Annotated in this window: 23 protein-coding genes and 3 tRNA genes; 15 read left to right on the forward strand and 11 right to left on the reverse strand. The window is 68.2% G+C overall.

Annotation, left to right across the window (positions count from 1 at the left end; genetic code table 11):
- Positions 1-13: 13 nt before the first annotated feature.
- The 6 genes from FB560_RS03330 to FB560_RS03355 all read right to left on the reverse strand — a co-directional run bounded on the left by FB560_RS03330 (position 14) and on the right by FB560_RS03355 (position 5,846).
- Complete coding sequence (locus tag FB560_RS03330; protein ID WP_141871055.1) at positions 14-856, reverse strand: DUF1295 domain-containing protein; 843 nt, start codon at positions 854-856, stop codon at positions 14-16.
- Positions 857-894: 38 nt separating this feature from the next.
- Entirely contained in the window at positions 895-1,650 is a 756-nt protein-coding gene (locus FB560_RS03335) for an HAD-IIB family hydrolase (protein WP_141871056.1), read from the reverse strand.
- Positions 1,647-2,138, reverse strand: a complete 492-nt coding sequence (locus FB560_RS03340; protein ID WP_141871057.1) for a VanZ family protein — start codon at positions 2,136-2,138, stop codon at positions 1,647-1,649. The genes FB560_RS03335 and FB560_RS03340 overlap by 4 nt, the downstream gene beginning before the upstream one ends.
- Before the next feature lie 66 nt (positions 2,139-2,204).
- Positions 2,205-2,281: transfer RNA gene (locus FB560_RS03345), tRNA-Pro, on the reverse strand.
- Positions 2,282-2,337: 56 nt separating this feature from the next.
- Positions 2,338-3,279: a metallophosphoesterase gene (locus tag FB560_RS03350; protein ID WP_229673298.1), complete on the reverse strand. Its 942-nt coding sequence runs from the start codon at positions 3,277-3,279 to the stop codon at positions 2,338-2,340.
- Complete coding sequence (locus FB560_RS03355; RefSeq protein ID WP_229673296.1) at positions 3,273-5,846, reverse strand: transglycosylase domain-containing protein; 2,574 nt, start codon at positions 5,844-5,846, stop codon at positions 3,273-3,275. Before FB560_RS03355 ends, FB560_RS03350 begins: the two co-directional genes overlap by 7 nt.
- 89 nt (positions 5,847-5,935) lie before the next feature.
- Between FB560_RS03355 and FB560_RS03360 the strand changes: the two genes are divergently transcribed.
- Together FB560_RS03360 and FB560_RS03365 are read left to right on the forward strand one after the other, a co-directional pair.
- Positions 5,936-6,160, forward strand: coding sequence for a hypothetical protein (locus FB560_RS03360; RefSeq protein ID WP_141871058.1), 225 nt, complete (start codon positions 5,936-5,938; stop codon positions 6,158-6,160).
- Entirely contained in the window at positions 6,157-6,615 is a 459-nt protein-coding gene (locus tag FB560_RS03365; RefSeq protein WP_141871059.1) for a RidA family protein, read from the forward strand. The genes FB560_RS03360 and FB560_RS03365 overlap by 4 nt, the downstream gene beginning before the upstream one ends.
- A 63-nt stretch (positions 6,616-6,678) precedes the next feature.
- Here the strand turns inward: FB560_RS03365 and acs are convergent, their stop codons facing one another.
- Positions 6,679-8,646, reverse strand: coding sequence for an acetate--CoA ligase (gene acs / locus FB560_RS03370; protein ID WP_141871060.1), 1,968 nt, complete (start codon positions 8,644-8,646; stop codon positions 6,679-6,681).
- Between the two features lie 388 nt (positions 8,647-9,034).
- Here acs and FB560_RS03375 point away from each other — a divergent pair, with 388 nt between their 5' ends.
- From FB560_RS03375 to FB560_RS03430, 12 genes are all read left to right on the forward strand, one after another.
- Positions 9,035-10,048: a TadA family conjugal transfer-associated ATPase gene (locus FB560_RS03375; RefSeq protein WP_141871061.1), complete on the forward strand. Its 1,014-nt coding sequence runs from the start codon at positions 9,035-9,037 to the stop codon at positions 10,046-10,048.
- Positions 10,042-10,971, forward strand: a complete 930-nt coding sequence (locus tag FB560_RS03380) for a type II secretion system F family protein (protein ID WP_229673295.1) — start codon at positions 10,042-10,044, stop codon at positions 10,969-10,971. Before FB560_RS03375 ends, FB560_RS03380 begins: the two co-directional genes overlap by 7 nt.
- A 45-nt stretch (positions 10,972-11,016) precedes the next feature.
- Entirely contained in the window at positions 11,017-11,214 is a 198-nt protein-coding gene (locus FB560_RS03385) for a DUF4244 domain-containing protein (RefSeq protein ID WP_141871062.1), read from the forward strand.
- A complete protein-coding gene (locus FB560_RS03390; RefSeq protein WP_229673294.1) occupies positions 11,211-11,597 on the forward strand; it encodes a TadE family type IV pilus minor pilin in 387 nt (128 codons plus the stop codon). Before FB560_RS03385 ends, FB560_RS03390 begins: the two co-directional genes overlap by 4 nt.
- Entirely contained in the window at positions 11,597-11,926 is a 330-nt protein-coding gene (locus FB560_RS03395) for a helicase (RefSeq protein WP_141871063.1), read from the forward strand. Before FB560_RS03390 ends, FB560_RS03395 begins: the two co-directional genes overlap by 1 nt.
- Positions 11,927-12,025: 99 nt before the next feature.
- The gene (gene topA, locus FB560_RS03400) at positions 12,026-14,887 is read left to right on the forward strand and encodes a type I DNA topoisomerase (protein WP_141871064.1); all 2,862 of its coding nucleotides are present in this window, start codon (positions 12,026-12,028) and stop codon (positions 14,885-14,887) included.
- Entirely contained in the window at positions 14,884-15,519 is a 636-nt protein-coding gene (gene tmk, locus FB560_RS03405; RefSeq protein WP_141871065.1) for a dTMP kinase, read from the forward strand. Before topA ends, tmk begins: the two co-directional genes overlap by 4 nt.
- 69 nt (positions 15,520-15,588) lie before the next feature.
- Positions 15,589-16,746, forward strand: a complete 1,158-nt coding sequence (locus FB560_RS03410; RefSeq protein ID WP_141871066.1) for a DNA polymerase III subunit delta' — start codon at positions 15,589-15,591, stop codon at positions 16,744-16,746.
- Complete coding sequence (locus FB560_RS03415) at positions 16,743-18,299, forward strand: alpha/beta hydrolase (RefSeq protein ID WP_141871067.1); 1,557 nt, start codon at positions 16,743-16,745, stop codon at positions 18,297-18,299. Before FB560_RS03410 ends, FB560_RS03415 begins: the two co-directional genes overlap by 4 nt.
- Positions 18,300-18,369: 70 nt before the next feature.
- Positions 18,370-18,442 (forward strand) — tRNA-Thr (locus FB560_RS03420).
- 68 nt (positions 18,443-18,510) lie between these two features.
- Entirely contained in the window at positions 18,511-19,092 is a 582-nt protein-coding gene (locus FB560_RS03425) for an isochorismatase family protein (protein WP_141871068.1), read from the forward strand.
- Positions 19,089-19,622, forward strand: coding sequence for a DUF1697 domain-containing protein (locus FB560_RS03430; protein ID WP_141871069.1), 534 nt, complete (start codon positions 19,089-19,091; stop codon positions 19,620-19,622). The genes FB560_RS03425 and FB560_RS03430 overlap by 4 nt, the downstream gene beginning before the upstream one ends.
- On the opposite strand, the gene FB560_RS03435 is transcribed toward FB560_RS03430, so the two are convergent.
- Positions 19,619-19,852, reverse strand: a complete 234-nt coding sequence (locus tag FB560_RS03435; protein ID WP_141871070.1) for a hypothetical protein — start codon at positions 19,850-19,852, stop codon at positions 19,619-19,621. The genes FB560_RS03430 and FB560_RS03435 overlap by 4 nt on opposite strands.
- Positions 19,853-19,877: 25 nt before the next feature.
- Between FB560_RS03435 and FB560_RS03440 the strand changes: the two genes are divergently transcribed.
- Positions 19,878-20,396 (forward strand): CGNR zinc finger domain-containing protein, encoded by a 519-nt coding sequence (locus tag FB560_RS03440; RefSeq protein WP_141871071.1) that lies wholly within the window; start codon positions 19,878-19,880, stop codon positions 20,394-20,396.
- 78 nt (positions 20,397-20,474) lie between these two features.
- On the opposite strand, the gene FB560_RS03445 is transcribed toward FB560_RS03440, so the two are convergent.
- From FB560_RS03445 to FB560_RS03455, 3 genes are all read right to left on the reverse strand, one after another.
- Positions 20,475-21,020 (reverse strand): type 1 glutamine amidotransferase domain-containing protein, encoded by a 546-nt coding sequence (locus FB560_RS03445; RefSeq protein WP_141871072.1) that lies wholly within the window; start codon positions 21,018-21,020, stop codon positions 20,475-20,477.
- Between the two features lie 135 nt (positions 21,021-21,155).
- A tRNA-Lys gene (locus tag FB560_RS03450) sits at positions 21,156-21,228 on the reverse strand.
- A gap of 156 nt (positions 21,229-21,384) precedes the next feature.
- Complete coding sequence (locus tag FB560_RS03455) at positions 21,385-22,041, reverse strand: fasciclin domain-containing protein (protein WP_141871073.1); 657 nt, start codon at positions 22,039-22,041, stop codon at positions 21,385-21,387.
- Positions 22,042-22,083: the final 42 nt, after the last annotated feature.

The following is a 22,083-nucleotide window of genomic DNA, read 5'->3' on the forward strand; positions in this document are numbered from 1 at the left end:
GCTCCGCCCGGTCTCAGGACTGTGGAGCGGTCGCGCGGGCGCGCGGGGGCCAGGGGACGAGCATCGACGTGGTCCGGCGGTAGTCCGCGTAGGCAGGGTACTTCGACGCCGTGATCGACTCGGTGAAGATCGTCGAGCCGATGAACAGGCCTGTCAGCAGCACGGCGCCCACGATGCTCCCGTTCAGCGCGCCCCCGACCAGTCCGCCGCCCGAGACGACGGCCGCGGTCGCCCCGATCGCGTAGCAGGCCCACCACTGCGCCTGCTCGAAGAAGAAGTTGGGGTGGCGGCTGAAGCGGAACAGCCCCGTGGTCGCGAATCCAGGGGAGAGCGTCCCGCCGGCGCGCTTCTTGCGCTGATGGAAGGCCCACTGCTGCTGGTCGGCGACGGTCTCGCCCGCCAGGAATGCCAGGAACACGAGCGCGAACACGATGTCCCACGCCGTGAGACCGGACGGATGCTGTGCCGCAACAGCGGCGGGCAGCGTGATGAGCACGAGCAGGGTCATCTGGTAGCCGATGATGAAGAGCACGTTGAAGATCTGGAACTGCCACGGCCGCATCCGTGCCCGCAGGATCGCCCACCGATAGTCCTCCACGCCGGAGTAGCCTCCCTTGCGCGCGAAGTTGAACGTCAGACGCGCCCCCCAGGCGGTGGCGAGGACGCCCATCAGCACGACGCGGGCCGAGCCGTCTCCGTGGGCGAAGGCGCCGGCGACGAAGATCCACACGTAGACGACGGGGACGATCGACCACGCACGATCCACCCAGGAGGTGTCGCGGGTGATCAGCGAGAGCGCCCAGCATCCGATGCTGGCGATCGCGGCGACGATGATGACGATCAGCAGGGCATCCATGACGCCATCCTAGGGCCCCACTGCGACGGAGGGCCGCCTCAGAGCGTCTTGAGCAGCGCGTCGAGCTTGTCGGCGGTGTCTTCCCAGCCCTCGACGGCCACGGAGGGAACCCCGATCGCGAGTACCGGGTAGTCGTTCCCGCCCTCATCCAGCCGATCGCCGTAGAACAGCATCGAGGTGAGCGGGATGCCGGTGCGCACGGCGAGCTCTCGCATGCCGAACGCCTTGTCGATTCCCGCCTGGGTGATGTCGATCGAGGTCGACCCTCCGGAGCGGACTTCGAGGCCGGGGAGTCGTGCGGCGACCGCGTCGCGCAGGGAGGCGCGCTTGGAACCGGTGGGATCCCAGGCGTGCTTCGCATCGCGGGGCGCGCGCTGTCCGAGCGCGGAGAAGGTGATCTGCGAGCCGCGGTCCTCGAGGATGTCGCCCCAGGGCTCGGACTCCCAGAGTCCGAGGCGCTCCGCCTCCTCCTGCAGCGCCGTCAGTGCGGCAGCTTTCTGCTCGTCGCCGAGATCGTGCGCGTACACGGGGGAGAACTCGACCCCGTCGTGGCGGAGGTAGCGGGTACCGCAGGTGGGCAGCAGGTGCAGCCGCGCGAGGTCGGAGGCGTTCGCGTCGCCCAGGTGTGCGATCACCTGGGTGCGGAACTGCGTCTCGTTGCCGCCGGAGATGATGGCGACGTCGACCGAGCGCAGCAGCGCCCGCAACAGAGTCGCGATGCGCGGGTCGATCGCGCCCTTGGACGGGGCGAGGGTGTCATCGAGGTCGAAGGCGACGAGAGCAGGCGTGGTCATGATGCTTCCAGGGTAGGAGATGGATGCTGTGCGGCGCGCGGCGCGGACGGCCGTGGAGCGAACAGCAGGGTGCAGGCGAGGGCGAGGGCGACTCCGGCCGTCGCGCCCGCGGAGTTCGCCACGAGGTCGCTGAGGGTCGCGGCACGGTGGGGGAGCGCCACCCGCTGGGCGATCTCGATGGCGGCGGAGATCGCAGGACCCACGAGCAACGCCAGCGGCCAGATCGTGCGCGGCATGAACAAGAACGCCAGGATGCCCACCGGGACGAACACGAGCACGTTCGCGATGATCTCGAGTCGGGTGAAGTCGAGCGAGGACCAGCCCATCCGGTGGGCGGCGCCCAGCACCAGATCGAGATAGTTGGGCATCGACTTCTCGACCCGCGCGGGCGTGAGCGTCAGGATCGCGAGTCCCGCGAAGAAGGGGATCCCGAGGGCCAGCGCCCAGCCGCGCGTGCGGCGCAGAGGAGCGGGGAGCATCGGGCTCATGCCTTCCCTTTCATGGCGTTCCCGGTACAGAGAAGGCCGCCCCTGAGGGCGGCCTTCCGGTGTCACTGGTCGGGGTGACAGGATTTGAACCTGCGACCTCTTCGTCCCGAACGAAGCGCGCTACCAAGCTGCGCCACACCCCGTTTGCAACCCTCCGAGTCTACAGGGAAAACCTCGCAGCACCGAATCGAGGGGCGGATCAGCTCCGCGCCGTCAGCGTCAGCAGCGTCGCCTCGGGGCGGCACGCGAAGCGCACGGGGGCGTAGATCGAGTGCCCGCATCCGGCGCTGACGTTCAGGGGAACCGTGCGGTCGCCGTGCGACCAGGTGCTCAGCCCCTTGGCCTGCTTCAGGGGGATATCGCAATTCGCGACGATCGCGCCGAATCCGGGGATGCAGACCTGTCCTCCGTGCGTATGACCGGCGAAGACGGCATCGGCGCCGAGATCCGTGAATCTGTTCAGCACGCGCTGATACGGAGCGTGCGTGACCCCCACGACCGAGGTCCCGGCGTCACGGGGTCCGAGCGCGGCGATGGCCTCAGGGAGCACCTCCAGCTCGTCCCACTCGCGATGCGCGTCGTTCACGCCGAACAGGTCGAGCGTGTTCCCGCCGACGGTGAGGCGCGTGGCGGCGTTGTTCAGGCCGGTCCAGCCGAGCTCCTCCGTGAAGAAGCGATCCATCGCGTCGGTGTCGAGGAAGGTGGGTTCGCGGTGCCGCTTCGACGGTCCCGAGAAGTAGCGCAGCGGATTGCGGGGCGCGGGGCCGTTGACGTCATTGGAGCCGTGCACGAAGACTCCGGGGATGCCGGCGAACGGTTCGAATGCGCGGCGGATACCGGTGAGGCCGTCCTCGTGACCGAGATTGTCTCCGGTGTTCACGATCAGATCGGGCTGCAGCTGCGCGAGGGAGGCCAACCAGTCCTGCTTGCGGTGCTGCCAGGGAGCCATGTGCGCATCAGACAGGTGCAGCACCCGCAAGGGTGTCGAACCCGGGGCGAGGGCGGGGGCCGTCACCTCGCGCACCGTGAACAGGTACCGCTCGATGCCGATGCCCCAGACCGCGGCAGCGACGCCCGCGGCCCCCACCGCGCCGAGCGCGATGAGGGCCGGGTGAGCGGGCGACCGAGTCGGCCTCAGCACGACACCGAGATCTTGGTGGACTTGTTCGCCGCCGCGTTCGCGGCCGGGTTGGTGCTGGCCACCTTGGCCCCTGGCGCCGTGCACGCGTCTGCGAAGTCGACGGAAGCGAATCCGGCGCCGACCAGCGCGGCACCCGCCGCGGTCGGATCCTGCCCCGTCACATCAGGGACCGTCGCCCCCTGACCGTTGCTCGGTGAGATCGTGACGGTTCCTCCGCCGGCGGTCTGGCCGGACGGATCCTGAGCCACGACGATGTTCGTCGCCTTGTCGCTGTCGACCGCAGCACCGACCGAGACGGAGAAGCCCGCGGCCCGCAGTTCCGAGGTGGCCTCGTCGATCGTCTTGCCGACGACATTCGGAACGTTGGTGAGCACCCGACGGGTCAGGTTCCTGTCCGCCTGTGGGAAGGCGGCACCGGGGTAGGCCGCGTTCGCCGCTGCCTGGGCCGCCTTCGCCAGCGGATACCGCATCTCGTTGAGCCTGTATCCGGTGTCGGCCCACACGTTGAAGATGTTGGACTGGCCGCCATCCGATCGTCCGGCCCAGACCGCCGTGGCGACCCTCGTGCTCGATTCGATCATCATCGTCGACCAGCGGTCGTGCGTTCCGGTCTTGCCGATCAGCGGAGTCCCATCGAACGGGTTGGCCTGTGTTCCGGTTCCGCCATTGACCATGACGCCCTGCAGAGCGTACGCGGCCGTCGCAGCCACCTCCTTGGAGATCACCCCATCGGTGCACGAGGAGGCGGGAAGCTCCCGATCTTCGCCGTCGGGGCCGACCACACGGTCGATCGCACGGGGAGTGCAGTACTTGCCACCGCTCGCGACCGTCGCGTACGCGTTCGCCATCGCGATCGGCGAGATGTTCTTCGGTCCGAGCACGTCGTAGGGGACGTTCTCCTTCGTCGTCTTGTCGCCGTTCGCCAGTGTGACGCCCATGCGATCCGCGACCTTGTTGATCTCGCAGATGTCGAGCTTCGAGGCCATGGCGAAGAATCCGCTGTTGAGCGAGTTCCTGGTGAAGTTCATGACCGAGTCGGTGGAACCGCCGCCACCGCCGAAGTTGCCGATCTCCTTCGTGTTGGCCACCATCGGTCCTCCGCCTTCACACGCGGCGGACGTGAACTTCATGTTCGTCTGGACACGCCCATTGAGCACCTCGTTCACCGAGTGCCCCTTCTCGAGCCAGTCGATGAGGGTGAACAGCTTGTATGTGGATCCCACCTGGAATCCGCCGGAGTCGCCGTGGGTCTTGTCGCCCGCGAACACCAGTGAGGAATACGCCTGATCGCCGGTCACCGTCTCGGAGAAGATGGTGTTCTGCGTGATGGAGAGGATGCGTCCTGTGCCGACCTCGATCGACACTCCCGCCGCGCCGAAGGCCTTGTTGTCGAAGTTCGCCGGAACGACCTCCGCCATCTTCTCGGCCGCCGGGTTCTGGATGCGGTAATCGAGCGAGGTGTAGATCTTCAGACCGCCGCGACGGAGCAGCTCGCGCCGCTCGGGCGCGGTTTCGCCGAAAGCCTCGTCGTTCTCGATGATGGACTTCACGTACTGGCAGAAGTACCCGTTGCGACCGGCCGCAGCGCAGCCCTGGGTGGGCTGTTTGATGGCGGGCGTGATTTCGGAGGCGTCGGCCTCGTCGTACTGCGCCTGGGTGATCTTGCCGTTCGCGAGCATCCGACCCAGCACGTAGTGACGGCGGTCCTTGGTGTCGGCGTAGCCGTCCTCGGAACCGTTGTGGGCGACGCCGTCCTTGGTCGTGTACGTGCCGCCGACCATGTCGATGCGGTATGTGTTCGGGTTCTGCACGATGCCCGCGAGGGTCGCCGCCTGAGCAACCGTCAGCTTGTCGGACGTCGTCGAGAAGTAATAGCGGGACGCGGCCTCGATGCCGTAGACCGTGCCGCCGAAGTTGGCGATGTTGAGGTAGCCGAGAAGGATGTCGTTCTTCGAGTAGTCCTTCTCGATCTGGATCGCGTAGCGCATCTCCTGCAGCTTGCGCTCGATGCCGTCCGTGCCCTTCGCCTGGGTCGCGTTCTCCCAGCAGGCCCGCAGTTCTTCGGAATAGGTCTCGGAGGCCGTGTCGACCTCCTGCTCGCACTCCTGGATCAGCACGTTCTTCACGAACTGCTGGCTGATCGTCGAGGCGCCGCGGGACGAGGTGCCCTTGAGGTTGTCGATGACGGCGCTGACCGTCGCGCCGAGGTTGACACCTCCGTGGCTGTAGAAGTTCTTGTCCTCGCTGGAGAGGATCGCGTCGTACAGCACCGGAGAGACCTGCTCGTACGTCACCGGCACGCGGTTCTGCTCGTAGAACGAAGCGAGCGCGACGGGCTTGTTGTCAGGATCCATCGCGTAGATCGTCGACTGCTCCATCGGCGTGATCGGGTTCAGCTTCTCGGGGAGCTTGTCGAACAGCGTGAGGGCCTGGGTTCCGGCGACGCCCGTCATCGCGAGGACGGGGGTCACGCTGGCTGCGACGAGGAGACCGGCGACGGCGCTGAGACCGACGACCCCGAGGAGGCCGCCGAGCACGCCGTTCACCGTGCGATTCTTTTGAGGCATACGCTGATCGTAGGGGAGTTCCCTGAATACCGGCTTTGACGAGCGCACGCCCCGATTCGGTGCGGTGACGCCGAATCGATAGGAGTGCCATGACCACGTGGGAGTACGTCACCACGCCGCTGCTGATCCACAACACGGCGGCCATCCTCAACAACTGGGGCAAGCAGGGCTGGGAGCTCGTGCAGGTCGTCCAGGGTCCTGAGGGCGGCCTCGTCGCCTACTTCAAGCGCCCGGTCACGCAGGACGGCTCGAACAACTCGGGCCTCGCCGCTGCGGCCGAAGCCGCCCGCCAGTTCGAGGGGGGCGCAGCATGACCGTCAGCGCTCGTCTGGCCGAGCTCGGCATCGAGCTCCCTGCTGTCGCGGCTCCCGTCGCGGCCTACGTGCCCGCCGTCAGCCACGGTGGCCTGGTCTACACGTCGGGACAGCTGCCTTTCACGGACGGCGCTCTGCCCGCGACCGGCAAGGTCGGTGCGGCCGTCTCGGCGGATGACGCGAAGGCGTACGCCCGCACGTGTGCGCTGAACGCGCTCGCGGCGGCCGCAGACGTCGCCGGCGGTGTCGATCGGATCGCCGGTGTGCTGCGCCTCGGTGGTTTCGTCGCCTCCGCGACGGAGTTCTCCGGTCAGCCGGGCGTCATCAACGGCGCCAGCGAGGTGCTCGGCGAGATCTTCGGCGATTCCGGTCGTCACGCCCGCGCGGCGGTCGGTGTCGCGGTGCTCCCGTTGGACAGCCCGGTCGAGGTCGACGTCGTCTTCATCCTCGCCTGACCGCACCCCGTACACAGCGAACGGCCCCTTCCGCTTTCGGAGGGGGCCGTTCGCTGTGTCGCTCTACTTGACCTGGGCGGAGATGATGCTCATCACTGCCGTGTCGGCGAGAGTGGTGGTGTCGCCGACCTCCCGGCCCTCGGCCACGTCGCGCAGCAGGCGGCGCATGATCTTGCCCGAGCGGGTCTTGGGCAGCTCACCGACGATGTAGACGTCGCGCGGACGAGCGATCGCTCCGATCTGCTCGCCGACCCAGAGGCGCAGCAGCTGGGCGAGACCGGCGGGGTCGTGCTCGGCGAGGTAGCTCTCCTTCACGATCACGAAGGCCACGACGGCCTGACCCGTGGTCTCGTCGGAGGCGCCGACCACGGCGGCCTCTGCCGTCGCCTCGTGCGCGACCAGCGAAGACTCGATCTCGGCCGTCGACAGGCGGTGACCCGAGACGTTCATGACGTCGTCCACGCGTCCGAGGAGCCAGAGGTCGCCATCTTCATCCAGGCGCGCGCCGTCGCCGGCGAAGTAGTACCCCTGGTCCTCGAACTTCTCCCAATAGGTCTCCTTGTAGCGCTCGGGGTCGCCCCAGATGCCGCGCAGCATGCTCGGCCACGGCTCGGTGATGACGAGGAGCCCGCCGTTGCCGTTGCCGACCTCGGCTCCCTGCTCGTCGACCACGTCGATCGAGATGCCGGGCAGGGGGACCTGCGCCGATCCGGGCTTGGTCGCCGTCACGCCGGGGAGGGCGGAGACCATGATGGCGCCGGTCTCCGTCTGCCACCAGGTGTCGACGATCGGGGCCTTGTTGCCGCCGATCACCTCGCGGTACCACATCCATGCCTCGGGGTTGATGGGTTCGCCCACCGATCCGAGCAGCCGCAGCGACGACAGGTCGAACTTCTGCGGGACCGCGCGGCCGATCTTCATGAACGAGCGGATGGCGGTCGGCGCCGTGTAGAAGATCGAGACCTTGTACTTCTCGATGATCTCCCACCAGCGGCCGGGGTGCGGAGAATCCGGTGTTCCTTCGTAGAGCACCTGCGTCGCGCCGTTCGCGAGGGGACCGTACGCCACGTAGGAGTGGCCGGTGACCCAGCCGATGTCGGCGGTGCACCAGAAGACGTCGGTCTCGGGGTGCAGGTCGAACACGTACTTGTGCGAGTACGCGGCCTGGGTGAGGTAGCCGCCGGACGTGTGCAGGATGCCCTTGGGCTTCCCCGTGGTGCCCGAGGTGTAGAGGATGTACAACGGGTTCTCGGACGGGAACGCCTGCGCGGTGTGCTCGGCGGATGCCGCGGGAACAGCCTCGTGCCACCAGACGTCGCGGCCTTCCACCCAGTCGACGTCGTTGCCGCCGCGCTGCACGACCAGCACGTGCTCGACGGTCTGCTGCTCGCCGTCGCCTCGGTCGCTGAGAGCCTGGTCGACAGCGGGCTTGAGCGCCGAGACTCGGCCCTTGCGGTAGCCGCCGTCGGCCGTGATGACGACCTTGGCGCCGGCGTCGTCGATGCGGGCGCGCAGGCTGTCCGCGCTGAAGCCACCGAAGACGACGGAGTGGATGGCGCCGAGGCGGGCCACCGCGAGCATCGAGGCGATGGCCTCGGGGATCATCGGCAGATAGATCGCCACGCGGTCGCCGTGTCCGACGCCGAGGTCGGTCAGCACGTTCGCGACGCGCTTGACCTCGTCGGTCAGTTCGGCGTAGGTGATCGTGCGGGAGTCGCCGGGTTCGCCCTCCCAGTGCAGCGCCACGCGGTCGCCGTTACCTGCTTCGACGTGGCGGTCGAGGCAGTTGTACGCCACGTTCAGCTCTCCGTCGTCGAACCATTTCGCGAAGGGCGGCGCCGACCAGTCGAGCACCCGCGTGAAGGGCTTGTGCCAGTGCAGCAGCTCGCGCGACTGCTCTCCCCAGAAGGCTTCGCGGTCGGCGGCGGCACGTTCGTACAGCTCCGGAGAGGAGATGGTCTGGGCCACGAAATCCTCGGACGGCGGGAACTTGCGCGTCTCGTCGAGAAGGTGGTCGATCTGGCTGCTCATCAGCAGGCGCTCCTTTGCGTCAGGGCATGGTCGTGAGAGGGCACGATCAAGTCAGGGCGAATCTAGTCCCGCCTTTCGACATCGCATACTGCCGAAAGTAGGTAGTACCGCGGGTTTTGTCAGGACGGTCGCCTTGCGTACACTCGACGTCAGCCGAATACTCATTCCGGCCTTGGCGTGCCCCGATTCCCCCGATCGTGGAACGCCGTGGGCGGCATCTCATTCCCCCCGTGAGGTGCCGCCCTTCTCTGTATCCGCAGCCGTCGTTCTCGGTGGGGCGACACCGAAGTGCTCGAACCCTTCTACACCGTGAGCGGGTTCTGGCGGTTCCTCACAGGCCGCGCGATCCCGGCACTGCGGTGGGGGCGCCGGCTCCTAGCGTCGGGGCATGGCCGATTCCTTCGTCATCCAGCCCCGCCGCGGCGGCGGCGCGTCCGCCGCAGATCCGCTCTCGTCCGCCGCTCCGCTCCATGTCGACGCGGCTTTCGGGCCGCTGGCCGAGCACTGCGCCGATGACACGGTCACCGACATCTTCGTGAACGGGGCACGCGGCCTCTTCGTCGACAGGGGGCAGGGCGCAGAGCCGGTCGCGGACTGGAGCGCATCGGAGCGCGAAGTGCGTGATCTCGCCGTGGCACTCGTCGGACTCGGCGGACGACACCTCGACGACCAGGCGGCGTGCGTCGACGTGCGACTGGCCTCCGGCATCCGGGTGCACGCCGTCCTGGCGCCCATCGCCACGGCAGGCACGGCATTGTCGATACGGGTCCCGCGCGTGCACGCCGCCGACCTCGATGCGCTCGCCGCCAGGGGAACAGTCGATGAACGGCAGCAGCGATGGTTGCGAGGACTCGTCGAGAGCAGAGCCAACGTCCTCATCACCGGAGGTACGGGCACGGGCAAGACCACGCTGCTCTCTGCGTTGCTCTCGGAGGCTCCGCCCGCAGAGCGCATCGTGACGATCGAGGATGTCGCCGAGCTCCGTCCGCGACACCCGCATCATGTGGCGCTCGAGGCGAGGCAGGCGAATCTGGAGGGCGCGGGGGAGATCAGCCTGGCCCGGCTCGTGAGGGAGTCGCTGCGCATGCGCCCGGATCGGCTGATCGTGGGCGAATGCCGAGGAGAAGAGGTGCGCGAACTCCTCAGCGCACTCAACACCGGGCACGACGGGGGAGCGGGCACGCTCCATGCGAGTGGTCTCCGCGACGTGCCCGCGCGACTCGAAGCGCTCGGAGCCCTGGCGGGGATGGACGCCACAGCGCTCGCGCGTCAGGTCGTCAGCGCGTTCACGATCGTGCTGCATCTCGAACGGGCGCCCGACGGCGTGCGGCGTATCGCGCAGGCGGGCGTCTTCGAGATGAGCGGCGACCGCCTGGGCATCGAGGAGGTGCGGCCGTGGTGATCCGCGTCCAGCGCGCCTCGTCGGCGCCACGGGAAGACACGAGTGCCGTGGACGCGGCGACGTCGGTGCAGACGCTCGCCGTCCTCCTGCAGGCGGGTGCCGTCCCCGCCGCGGCCTGGAGACACCTCGCCGACACGGGCGACACGCACGCGCAGGCCGTGGTCGCGCGGCTCGATGCCGGCGTGCCGCTGCTCGAGGCGATCGAGGCCGAAGGAGGCGCATGGATCGACCTCGCCGCAGCCTGGGAGATCGCCACGACCGTCGGCGCACCACTCGCAGAAGTGCTGCGCATCATCGCGGAGACCGTACGGGATGCCGCCTCCGCCGCCGATGATGTGCGCATCGCTCTCGCCGAACCCGCGGGGACGGCACGCCTGCTGCTGTGGATGCCGTTGGCCGGGCTTCTCCTGGGATTCGCGCTCGGGTTCGACACCGTGGGGGTCGTCATGCGCAACCCGCTGGCCGCGGCCTGCGTGCTGGTCGGTCTCGGCCTGGTCGGTGTCGCGCGGGTGTGGACCCGTCGGCTGCTGAGAAGTGCCCGACCGGGCCCGGGAACGCCGGGAATGCGTGCCGAGCTGGTGGCGATCGCGGTCTCCGGCGGAGCCTCGGTCGAACGGGCCCTGCACCTCGTGGCGACGAGTTCCCTCTCCGAGCACGAGCACGAGCACGAGCACGAGCAGTCACACCGGATCAGCGCAGTCCTCGATCTCTCCCGCGCCGCCGGTGTCCCTGCCGCAGAACTGCTGCGTGCCTCGGCCGCGCAGGAGCGGCACGCCGCACGGGTGCAGGGGCGGATTCGTGCGGCGCGCCTCTCGTCCCGATTGCTCCTCCCGCTCGGCGTGTGCACCCTGCCCGCCTTCCTCCTGCTCGGGGTCGCGCCGCTGCTGCTCAGCGTGCTCGGCTCGACGCCGATCCCGCTGTGAACCACCACCGGATGCATCCGCATCCTCAGAGAAAGAAGGAACACCATGACTGCTCTTCCGAGATTGGATCAGCGACGGGCTGCGACGCTGTTCGGCGACGACACCGGTGCTGCGACGGCCGAGTACGCCATCACGACGATGGCCGCCGTTGCGTTCGCCGGGCTGCTGGTCGTCATCATGCGTTCGGACGAGGTGCGGGGGATCCTCACCGATCTCGTCCGCCGGGCCCTCACCGTGTCGTGACCGGCCCGACGGGGCGCTACGGCCGGCGGCGGCAGGGCGAGACGGCACGCGACACAGTGGAGCGTGGCTCGGTCGCCGCCGAGCTCGCAGTGGCCCTCCCCGCTGTGGTGCTCACTCTCGCGCTCGGCGTCGGAGCTCTCGGCGCGGCGGCCAGACAGGTCGCCCTGCAGGACGCGTCGGCCGACGCGGCGCGAGTGCTCGGGCGCGGTGAGAGCATGGCCGCAGCGGAACGGATCGTCAGCGGCGCCGTACCCGGCGCGGGGCTCTCCTCATCGCGTGGCGACGATCTGGTCTGCGTGACGACGAGAGTCGAGGCCGAGATCGGTGGACTGATCCGACTCTCGTTGAGAGCCAGGAGCTGCGCGCTCGACGGAGGAGGCTGATGGCGGGGTCGGCGGTCGCTGCCGGCCTACTGGGCGTGGTCGGCGCTCTCGCGCTCGGCCTCGCCGTCGTGGGCGGAGCCGCTGTCACCGCGCAACGCGCCGCCGGCGCGGCCGACGCGGCTGCGCTCGCCGCAGCTGACGCGGCCACCGGTGCGGTGGTGGTCGACGACGAGCCGTGCGCAGTCGCTGCACGAGTGGCTGCGGCGGCCGGTGCGGCAGTGACGCGGTGCACGATCACGGGCTTCGTGGCGACCGTGGAGGTGCAGGCGGCGTACGCTGGACTCGCTGCCGTCTCCCGAGCCCGCGCTGGGCCACCCGAGGTGAACTGACGGCTGCGCGAAGCACCGATCCCGCGAACAAGCAGGCGCTGACTGTGAACAACCCCACACAGTGGTGTGTATGGTGTGCTTCGAAGAAAGGACGCACCCTTGGCTGAAGGCAAGAAGCTCGTCATCGTCGAGTCCCCGACGAAGATGCGGTCTATTCAGGGATACCTCGGCGACGGCTATGAGGTGCTCAGCTCGGTCGGCCACATCCGCGACCTCGCCGACAAGAAGGACATTCCGGCTGCCGACAAGCAGGCATACGGAAAGTACTCGATCGACATCGACAACGGCTTCGATCCGTACTACGTCGTGTCCGATCGCAAGACGAAGACCGTCGCCGAGCTCAAGCGTGCGCTCAAGACCGCCGACGAGCTCCTGCTCGCCACTGATGAGGACCGCGAAGGCGAGGCGATCGCCTGGCACCTGCTCGAGACGCTGAAGCCGAAGGTCCCGGTCAAGCGCATGGTCTTCCATGAGATCACCAAGGACGCGATCCAGGCGGCGATCGGCAACACCCGCGAGCTCGACCACGACCTCGTCGATGCGCAGGAGACCCGTCGGATCCTCGACCGTCTCTATGGCTGGGACGTGTCGCCGGTCCTCTGGTACAAGGTCAAGACCGGCATCTCGGCCGGACGCGTGCAGTCCGCGGCGACGCGACTCATCGTCGACCGCGAGCGCGAGCGCATGGCGTTCACGTCCGCCGAGTACTGGGACGTCGACGCGGCGGCCGCAGCTTCCGGCACGTCCTTCAAGATCCGCCTCGTCCGGGTCGACGGCGGACAGCTCGCGCGTGGCACCGACTTCGACGACAGCGGAAAGCTCAAGAAGGCCGTCGTCATCCTCGACGAGGCCAAGGCCACCGCGCTCGCGCAGGCGGTCGACGCCGTGGGTGCAGGAACCGTCACGAAGGTCGAGGCCAAGCCGGGCACCCGCAGCCCCTACGCCCCCTTCACGACCTCGACGATGCAGCAGGAGGCCGGTCGCAAGCTCTCGATGGGAGCCAAGCAGGCGATGGGCGTCGCCCAGCGTCTGTACGAAAAGGGTTACATCACCTATATGCGTACGGACTCGACGTCACTGAGCACCCAGGCCGTGCAGGCTGCCCGGAGCCAGGCGGTCGCGCTGTACGGCGATGCCGCCGTGCCGCTGAAGCCGCGCGTGTACAAGTCGAAGAGCAAGAACGCCCAGGAGGCACACGAGGCCATCCGCCCCTCGGGCGACAACTTCCGCACGCCCGCATCGCTCTCCTCCGAGCTCGATCGTGACGAGCAGCGTCTCTACGACCTCATCTGGAAGCGCACCGTCGCCAGCCAGATGTCCGACGCGAAGTACGAGACGACCACGGTCACGATCGCCGTCGATGCTGCCGGGCAGAAGGCCGAGTTCACGGCGTCCGGCACGGTCTACACGTTCAAGGGCTTCCTGGAGGCCTATGAAGAGGGCCGTGACGAGAAGCGCGGCGACGCGGATGCCGCCGAGAACCAGTCGCTTCCCGCCGTCGCCGTCGGCGACGAGCTCTCCATCGAGGAGGCGGAGGCCAAGGGCCACCGCACGACGCCGAAGCCGCGCTACACCGAGGCATCGCTCGTGAAGGTGCTCGAGGAGAAGGGCATCGGACGCCCATCGACGTTCGCCTCGATCCCCGAGACGATCCTCGACCGCGGGTACGCGGTCAAGCGCGGACAGGCACTCGTGCCGACGTGGCTCGCCTTCAGCGTGGTGCGTCTGCTCGAAGAGCACTTCGCCGACCTCGTGGACTACGACTTCACGGCCGCACTCGAAGACGACCTCGACACGATCGCCCGCGGGGAGCAGAACCGTGTCGAATGGCTGAAGTCCTTCTACTTCGGTTCGGACTCGCACGTCGGTCTGCGCCAGGTGGTCGACAACCTCGGCGAGATCGACGCGCGCGCCCTCAACTCGACGCCCATCACCGACACGGCGACCCTGCGATTCGGCAAATACGGTCCGTACCTCGAGGTATCGGACCCCGAGAACCCCGAGGCCAAGCCGCGCATCGTCAACGTCCCGGAAGACCTCGCGCCGGACGAGCTCACCTCGGCCAAGGCGCAGGAACTCATCGATGCACCGGTCGCGGGCGACCGTGTCCTGGGTGAGAACCCCGAAAACGGCAAGATCGTCGTCGTGAAGGATGGCCGATTCGGCCCCTACGTGCAGGAGAACGACCCGGTGTCCGAAGACGCCGCGGTCGACGAGAGCACAGGAGAGGTCGTCGAGGCACCCAAGCCCAAGCGCGGCGCGAAGAAGGAGACGGCACCCAAGCCGCGTACAGCGTCGCTGTTCCGCTCGATGTCGGTCGACACGCTCGAACTCGACACCGCACTGCAGCTGCTGAGCCTGCCCCGCGTCGTCGGAGCCGACCCCGAGTCGGGCGAGGAGATCACGGCGCAGAACGGCCGCTTCGGGCCGTACCTGAAGAAGGGCACCGACTCGCGTTCGCTCGAGAGCGAATCGCAGATCTTCGATGTGACGTTGGAGCAGGCGCTCGAGATCTACGCGCAGCCGAAGTACGGTGCCCGTCGTGCATCGAGCGCGCTCGCCGAGTTCGACGCGGATCCCGTCAGCGGCAAGCCGATCCGTATCCGCGACGGTCGCTTCGGCGCCTACGTGACCGACGGCGAGACGAACGTGACCATCCCGCGCGGGCAGAAGGTCGAGGACATCACGTTCGAGATCGCCGTGCAGATGCTCGCGGACAAGCGTGCCAAGGGCCCTGCACCCAAGCGCGGCGCGGCCAAGAAGGCACCTGCGAAGAAGGCGCCCGCGAAGAAGACTCCTGCGAAGAAGCCGGCGGCGAAGAAGACCACGGCGGCGAAGGCTCCGGCCGATGCGGCCAAATCTGCGGCGCGGTCCGCGGCGGCGAAGAAGGCTGCGGCGACGCGGGCGGCCAACGCGGCCAAGCGTGAGGCGGAGACTGCAGGCGCGAAGGCGGACTCGTGACCTCAGGTCCCGGTGCGTGGATCACGCTCGAAGGCGGCGACGGCTCGGGCAAGACCACGCAGTCGAACCTGCTGGCGGGGTGGTTGACGGACGAGGGTCACACGGTCGTGCGCACGCGTGAGCCGGGCGGGTCCGAGGTCGGTCAGCTGATCCGGGACATCGTGCTGCACCACCGTGGCGACATCGCGCCCCGTGCGGAAGCCCTGCTGTACGCGGCCGATCGTGCGCACCACGTCGCCACGGTCGTGCGCCCGGCATTGGCCCGCGGCGAGGTCGTGCTCCAGGACCGCTATCTCGACTCCTCCGTCGCGTATCAGGGGGCCGGTCGTGTGCTCGATGCCACCGAGATCCGCAACCTGTCACTCTGGGCAGCGGAGGGCGCGCTGCCCGATCTCACGGTCCTCCTCGACCTGGACCCGACGACGGCCCGCACACGACTGGACTCCGCTGACAAGCCGTTCGACCGGCTGGAGGCCGAGAAGGCCGAGTTCCACGGACGCGTCCGCGACGCCTACCTCGCGCTCGCGGACGCCGAGCCGGAGCGGTTCCTGGTGCTCGATGCCGCGGCATCCACGCAGGAGATCGCCGCGCTCGTGCGAGCCAGGGTCGCGGCTCTGCTCGCGCCCCGCTGAGACCGGAGTCCCCGCAGAATCCACAGGCTCCACGCCGCGAGCGTCGGTGCTCCCGTCTAGGCTGAGTGCATGCCCCACACCGTCGCGCTTCCGTTCCCGTGGGGCGATGTCTGGGGACAGGACGCGGCGGTAGAGACGCTGCGCGGAGCGGCATCCGATCCGGCGGCGCTGTCACATGCCTGGTTGATCACGGGCCCTCCCGGTTCCGGCCGCTCGACCCTCGCCTACGCCTTCGCCGCCGCGCTGGTGGCCGATCGCCCCGACGACGAGGCGGCGATGCGCCAGGTGCTCGCCGGCACGCATCCCGATGTCACGGCGCTGCGCACCGACAAGGTGATCATCACGATCGCCGAAGCCCGCGCGCTCGTGGAACGCTCCTACTTCGCCCCCTCGGCCGGTCGCTACCGGGTGATCGTCGTGGAAGACGCCGATCGCATGGTCGAGCGCACATCGAACGTGCTGCTGAAGGCGCTCGAGGAGCCGCCGGAGAACACGGTGTGGATCCTGTGCGCGCCGAGCGAGGCCGATCTGCTCCCCACGATCCGTTCGCGCGTGCGTTCGCTGCGGCTGCGCGAACCCGATGTCGCGGATGTGGCTCGGCTGATCACCCTGCGCACGGGCGTCGACGAAGCCGTCGCCGAGCAGGCCGCGCGGCATGCGCAGCGCCATATCGGCATGGCGCAGCGGCTGGCCACCGATGAGGGTGCGCGCCGTCGTCGCGATGAGACACTGCGCTCCGTGATCGGGGTGCGTGGGGTCGGGGACGCCGTCGAGGTGGCTGGACGCATCATCCAAGCGGCCACCGAAGACGCGAAGTCGCTCACAGCGGAGAGAGATGCGCAGGAGCGCGCATCTCTGCTGCGCATGGTCGGCATCGCCGAAGGACAGGCCGTCCCCCCGGCGCTGCGCTCGCAGCTCTCGGCGCTCGAAGACGATCAGAAGAAGCGCGCGACGCGAAGTCTGCGTGACGGCATCGACCGCGTGCTCACCGATCTGCAGTCGATGTTCCGCGACGTCGTGATGCTGCAGTTCGGGCAGGGCGATGAGCTGATCAACCGCGAGCTGCTGCCCGAGCTCAGCGCGCTCGCTGCGGCCTGGCCCGAGACCCGTACTCTTGTCGTACTTGACCACCTTGCCGAGACGCGGCAGTCGCTGGAGCGCAACGTCGCCCCGCTGCTGGCCCTGGAGAGCTTGCTCGTGACCATCACGAGCGGGAGGACACCGTGAAAACCAGACCGACTTCCCGCTTCCGCCGCGCCGCCGCGATCATCGCCGGGCTCGCCGCGGCATCCGTCGCCCTCTCCGGGTGTCTGTACGCCATGATCCCCGAGCAGACGGAACCGAAGCCCTCGGCGACCAACGCCCCCGACACCGACGGCGTCGCAGAGGATCTGCTGCCGTACTACTCGCAGACGTTGACCTGGACCGAGTGCGGCACCGGGTTCGACTGCACCGACGTCACGGCACCGCTCGACTGGGAGAATCCCGCAGCGGGTGAGATCACGCTCTCGGTGGTCCGCCACCAAGCGGAGAGCACGGCGATCGGCTCGCTGCTGACGAACCCGGGCGGACCGGGCGCGAGCGGTGTCGACCTCATCCTCAACAGCCTCGACTTCGCGGTCGGTGCCGACCTGATCGAGAACTACGACGTCATCGGCTTCGACCCGCGCGGCGTCGGCTCCTCGACGGCCGTGACCTGCTTCGACGCCGCTGAGATGGACGACTACCTCTACGGCATCCCGAGCGCGGCTCGCGGGACGGCGGAGTGGGAGGCCGAACTGCTCGACTCGCACAAGGCGTTCGCAGACGCGTGCGAAGCCAACAGCGACGGCATCCTGCCTTTCATCACGACGATCAACGCGGCCCGCGACATGGATCTCATCCGCGCGGTGCTGGGCGACAAGCAGCTCAACTACCTGGGGTACTCGTACGGGACGTTCCTCGGCGCGACCTACGCCCAGCTGTACCCGGAGAAGGCGGGTCGTCTGGTGCTCGACGGCGCCATCGATCCCGCAGTTCCGGGTCTCGAGGTCGGCGCGACCCAGGCTCTCGGGTTCGAGTCCGCGCTGCGCGCCTACATGCAGGACTGTCTCGATTCGGGCGAGTGCCCGTTCAACGGCACGGTCGACCAGGCGATGGCGGACCTCGGCGCACTCCTCGCGAGTGCCGACCGCGCGCCGCTGAAGAACGGCGACGGTCGTCTGATGGGGGCGGACTCGATGATGACCGGCATCATCGCCGCACTGTATTCGCAGGACAGCTGGGGCTACCTCACCCAGGGCCTCGAAGAGGCATTGCAGGGCGATCCGACCACGATGTTCCTGCTCGCGGACTTCTACAACGGCCGAGAGGGCGGGACCTACATCGACAACTCCTCGGAGGCGTTCCGTGCGTACAACTGCATGGACTATCCGGTAGAGGACGACCCCGATGCGGAAGCGGCGACCAAGGCGAAGATCGCTGCGGGCGCGCCGACGATCGCCCCGTACTGGGACGGTCCGGATTCCTGCGCGGTGTGGCCGTACCCGCCCACCGGCACGCGCGGCGAGATCGCTGCCGAAGGTGCGGGCCCGATCCTCGTCGTCGGAACCACGAACGATCCGGCGACCCCTTACGAGTGGTCGGAGTCGCTCGCCGACCAGCTCGAGGAAGGCGTCCTCATCACTCGCGTCGGCGAAGGCCACACCGGCTACAACAAGGGCAACGTCTGCGTCGATGACGCGGTCGAGGCGTTCCTGCTCGACGATGTGGTGCCGGAAGACGGGTTGCGTTGCGAGTGACGCGGCCTCGATTCGCGAGTGGGAGCGAGAAAGGGTAATATCGGTGATCGCGCCGGTTCGTCCGTCGCACGCCGCTTTAGCTCAGTCGGCAGAGCATTTCACTCGTAATGAAAAGGTCGTCAGTTCGATTCTGACAAGCGGCTCCGACAGGCCCCGTGATGCGAAGAACATCACGGGGCCTTTCCCGTTCCCCACGGCGTACGCTCGAATCATGAGCAGAGCGCTTCTCATCGTCGACGTCCAGAACGACTTCACCGAGGGCGGTGCGCTGGCGGTCGCCGGCGGTGATGCCGTGGCCTCCGCCGTCTCCACCTACCTCTCCGCGCATGCGGGGGACTACGGGGTGATCGTCGCCTCGCGCGACTGGCATGACGCCGAGGGGGACAACGGCGGCCACTTCGCCGATACTCCGGATTTCGTCGACACCTGGCCCGTGCATTGCGTGGCAGGAACCGACGGTGCCGAGTACGACCCGCTGCTCGAGACCTCCGCTGTGACGCATCACGTGCGCAAGGGCCAAGGGGTTCCCGCGTACTCGATGTTCGAGGGCGTCACCGACGCGGACGAGACGGTGGGTGCGGTGCTGACGGCATCCGGCGTGCTCGACGTCGACATCGTGGGCATCGCGACGGATCACTGCGTACGGGCGACGGCGCTGGACGCCGTGGCGCACGGCGTGCGCGTGCGGATCCTCACCGACCTGATCGCCGGGGTCGGCGTCGCGTCGAGCGAGGCGGCACTCGCCGAGCTCGCACATGCGGGGGCAGAGCTGATCGAGAGCGCGCAGGCGTGAGTCGCAGCGTCCTGCTGCTACGTGCCGTGAACGTGAGCGGACGCAACCGCGTCCCGATGGCGGAGTTGCGCGCGGCGTTGACGGCAGCGGGTGCGGTCGAGGACGTGTCGACCTACATCGCAAGCGGCAACATCATCTGCGCGCATCCGGATGACCCCGTGGCTGCCTGCGAACGCGTGCGCACGCTGATCGCCGCGGAGTTCGGGGTGGATACCCCGGTCATCCTGCGTACGCACGATCAGCTGGTGTCGACGCTCGCGGCGCATCCGTTCGTCGACCCCGTCGAGAAGATGCTGCACGCGATGTTCCTCGAGGGTCCGCCCGCGGACGGTGCGATCGACGCGCTGCAGGATCGGCTGGTGCCGGGGGAGGAGATCGCGCTCGTGGGCGATGACCTCTGGATCAACTACGGCGAGGGCGGAGTGCACTCCACCAAGCTCACCAAGGCCGTGCTCGATCGCGCGCTCGGGGTGGCCGGGACGGCACGGAACCTGCGGACGGTGCGCACGCTCGCCGAGCTGACCGCCTAGGGAGTCGCTGCCGCATTCGCGGCCGTCTCGCCGATCGCCCTGCTGAGTCCCACAGGCGGCTGCTGTGGATGTCCCTGAAGGTCCAGACGACGGATTCCGCAGTCGGCACAGCGGACGTAGAGCAGCGTTCCGTCGCTCGTGCGGTGTCGCGACTCGACGAGCCAGACGTGCTCGTGTGCGGCCGTCGGTGAAGGGATGCGGGGGATCGGGAGCGTGTGCAACGAGGTCATGTATCCAGCGTGATGTAATGGCCTTATGCATCTCAACCCTTACGGCGAGTATGCGGTGCTGCTGGCGGCATCCCTCGCCAACGACTGGCCGGAAGACCGTGCCGCGATCGAGCAGCGCACACTCGACATGGGCATGACGATGACCTTCCCTCCGGCGTCGGATGATCATGAGCGCATCCGCGCGGTGATCGACGACTGGCTCGCGATCGTCGACGAACCCGATCACGACGCCCGCGCCGTGCTGCTGAACGCGCAGCTCGCCGAGGCGGCGGCCTACCCTCGACTCACGAACCACGACGGCGAAGGCTGGCACCTGCACTACCGCGACGACGTGCCGTCCCTGCCGTTCGTGCTGCGGGCGATCATCAACCTCGGCACCTCGCTGCATCTGGTGACGCGCGGGATGAGTCGACTCGCGCGCTGTGAGGCGTCACCCTGCACCAACGTCGTGGCCGATGTGACGCGCAACGGCCGTCAGCGCTTCTGCTCCGTGCGCTGCGCCAACCGCGCGGCTGTGCGGCGGCACCGGGCGCGCGGCATCTGAGCTGAACCTCGTCCGGTCGCAGAAATGGCCCCTCCTCGGCGGAGGAGAGGCCATTCGTGCGACCGGAGCCAGGCTCAGTCAGGCGGTCTGTCCTGCGTGCTCGCCCTCGGCGATCTCCTCGACGACCTTCGCGTTGAACGCGGGCAGGTCGTCGGGGGTGCGGCTGGAGACGAGGCCTTGATCGACCACGACCTCTTCGTCGACCCACGTGGCACCGGCATTGCGGAGATCTGTCTTCAAGCTGGGGTAGCTCGTGAGCGTGCGTCCGTCGACGACATCGGCTTCGATCAGGATCCATGCCCCGTGGCAGATCACGCCGACGGGCTTGTGTTGCGCGAAGAACGCGCGGGCCAGGTCGATCGACGGCTGGTCCATGCGCAGGTGATCGGCGTTGACGACGCCGCCCGGAAGCACGAGGGCTTCGAAGTCGTCGGCCGTTGCATCCGCTGATCTCAGATCGACGGACTGCGCGTGGCCGTTCTTGCCGGTGATCTCCGCACCGTCAGGGGCGATGAGCGTGGCGCTGGCGCCGGCGGCGGTCACCGCCTCCCACGGGCTGGTGAGCTCGCTGTCTTCGAATCCGTCTGTCGCGAGGAATGCCACGCGGCTACGCAGAGTCGTCATCATCCGTCCTTCCGTTGAGAGAGACGTCCCCTGGCCGGGGACGTCTCGACTCTCGCGCAGAGTGGGTGCGCAATGAAGGGGGTTGGCGACGCCGGAGCGGGATGCTACGACGTGCCGTACAGGGATGAAACGCGGTGGGCCCCGTGGGGCTCGAACCCACGACCCGCGGATTAAAAGTCCGATGCTCTGCCAACTGAGCTAGAGGCCCGCGTCTTCCAGTCTAGGGCGCACAGAAGGGGCGTCGGTGAACAGCATCACCGACGCCCCTTCTCGCCCTCTCGCGGGCCTCCCCACCTGTGAGAGGTCGAGATGTCGGGGTCCCTTCCCGACAAAGCCCGCCGGGGTCCCTTCCCGGCAGTCCGGCTCAGCTGGCCGGGGGCATCAGAACCGTGTCGATCAGGTACACGGTCGCGTTGGCGGTCTGGACTCCACCGCAGATGACGTTGGCGTCGTTGACCATGAGCTCGTCTCCGCTGCCGGTGACCTCGAGGTCAGCGCCCTGCACGGTCGCGTGGGTGCCCACGATGTCGGCCGGCTCGATCTGGCCGGGGACCACGTGGTACGTCAGGATCGAGCTCAGCGTGGCGCTGTCGGTCTTGAGAGCGTCGATGGTGGCGGGGTCGATCTTCGCGAAGGCGTCATCGACCGGTGCGAAGACGGTGAACTCGCTGCCGTTGAGCGTGTCGACGAGGTCGACGTCGGGGTTGAGCTGACCGCTGACCGCTGCGACGAGCGTCTTCAGAAGCGGGTTGTTGGAGGCGGCGACCGCAACCGGGTCCGCTGCCATGCCGGCGACCGATCCTGCGCCGTCCGGCACTGCCTCGGCGTATGCCGCGCATCCGGGGCCGACCAGGTTCGCGGCCGGGTCCATGGTCTCGGGCGTGGACTCCGAGGTCTCGGGGGCCGTCGGCTCCGACGACTCGTCCGTGGTGGTGCTGCCCATCGAACATGCGGAGAGCAGGAATGCGCTCGCCAGCGTGAGGGTGAGGGCTGCGGTGACCTTCTTCTTGGTGCTGAACATCTCGAGCTCCTTCAAACTGAGCCACGGCCTCTCCGTGGCGTC

Origin of the sequence: Microbacterium saperdae (assembly GCF_006716345.1) — a bacterium.
Classification (GTDB): domain Bacteria; phylum Actinomycetota; class Actinomycetes; order Actinomycetales; family Microbacteriaceae; genus Microbacterium; species Microbacterium saperdae.

Coding starts and splice junctions, on each gene's coding strand:
- FB560_RS03455 (WP_141871073.1), bottom strand. CDS start 22,041: ATGTTCAGCACCAAGAAGAAGGTCACCGCAGCCCTCACCCTCACGCTG.
- FB560_RS03365 (WP_141871059.1), top strand. CDS start 6,157: ATGACCGTCAGCGCTCGTCTGGCCGAGCTCGGCATCGAGCTCCCTGCT.
- acs (WP_141871060.1), bottom strand. CDS start 8,646: ATGAGCAGCCAGATCGACCACCTTCTCGACGAGACGCGCAAGTTCCCG.
- FB560_RS03355 (WP_229673296.1), bottom strand. CDS start 5,846: ATGCCTCAAAAGAATCGCACGGTGAACGGCGTGCTCGGCGGCCTCCTC.
- FB560_RS03330 (WP_141871055.1), bottom strand. CDS start 856: ATGGATGCCCTGCTGATCGTCATCATCGTCGCCGCGATCGCCAGCATC.
- FB560_RS03340 (WP_141871057.1), bottom strand. CDS start 2,138: ATGAGCCCGATGCTCCCCGCTCCTCTGCGCCGCACGCGCGGCTGGGCG.
- FB560_RS03375 (WP_141871061.1), top strand. CDS start 9,035: ATGGCCGATTCCTTCGTCATCCAGCCCCGCCGCGGCGGCGGCGCGTCC.
- FB560_RS03360 (WP_141871058.1), top strand. CDS start 5,936: ATGACCACGTGGGAGTACGTCACCACGCCGCTGCTGATCCACAACACG.
- FB560_RS03440 (WP_141871071.1), top strand. CDS start 19,878: ATGCATCTCAACCCTTACGGCGAGTATGCGGTGCTGCTGGCGGCATCC.
- FB560_RS03425 (WP_141871068.1), top strand. CDS start 18,511: ATGAGCAGAGCGCTTCTCATCGTCGACGTCCAGAACGACTTCACCGAG.
- FB560_RS03335 (WP_141871056.1), bottom strand. CDS start 1,650: ATGACCACGCCTGCTCTCGTCGCCTTCGACCTCGATGACACCCTCGCC.
- FB560_RS03435 (WP_141871070.1), bottom strand. CDS start 19,852: ATGACCTCGTTGCACACGCTCCCGATCCCCCGCATCCCTTCACCGACG.
- FB560_RS03385 (WP_141871062.1), top strand. CDS start 11,017: ATGACTGCTCTTCCGAGATTGGATCAGCGACGGGCTGCGACGCTGTTC.
- FB560_RS03410 (WP_141871066.1), top strand. CDS start 15,589: ATGCCCCACACCGTCGCGCTTCCGTTCCCGTGGGGCGATGTCTGGGGA.
- FB560_RS03445 (WP_141871072.1), bottom strand. CDS start 21,020: ATGACGACTCTGCGTAGCCGCGTGGCATTCCTCGCGACAGACGGATTC.
- FB560_RS03395 (WP_141871063.1), top strand. CDS start 11,597: ATGGCGGGGTCGGCGGTCGCTGCCGGCCTACTGGGCGTGGTCGGCGCT.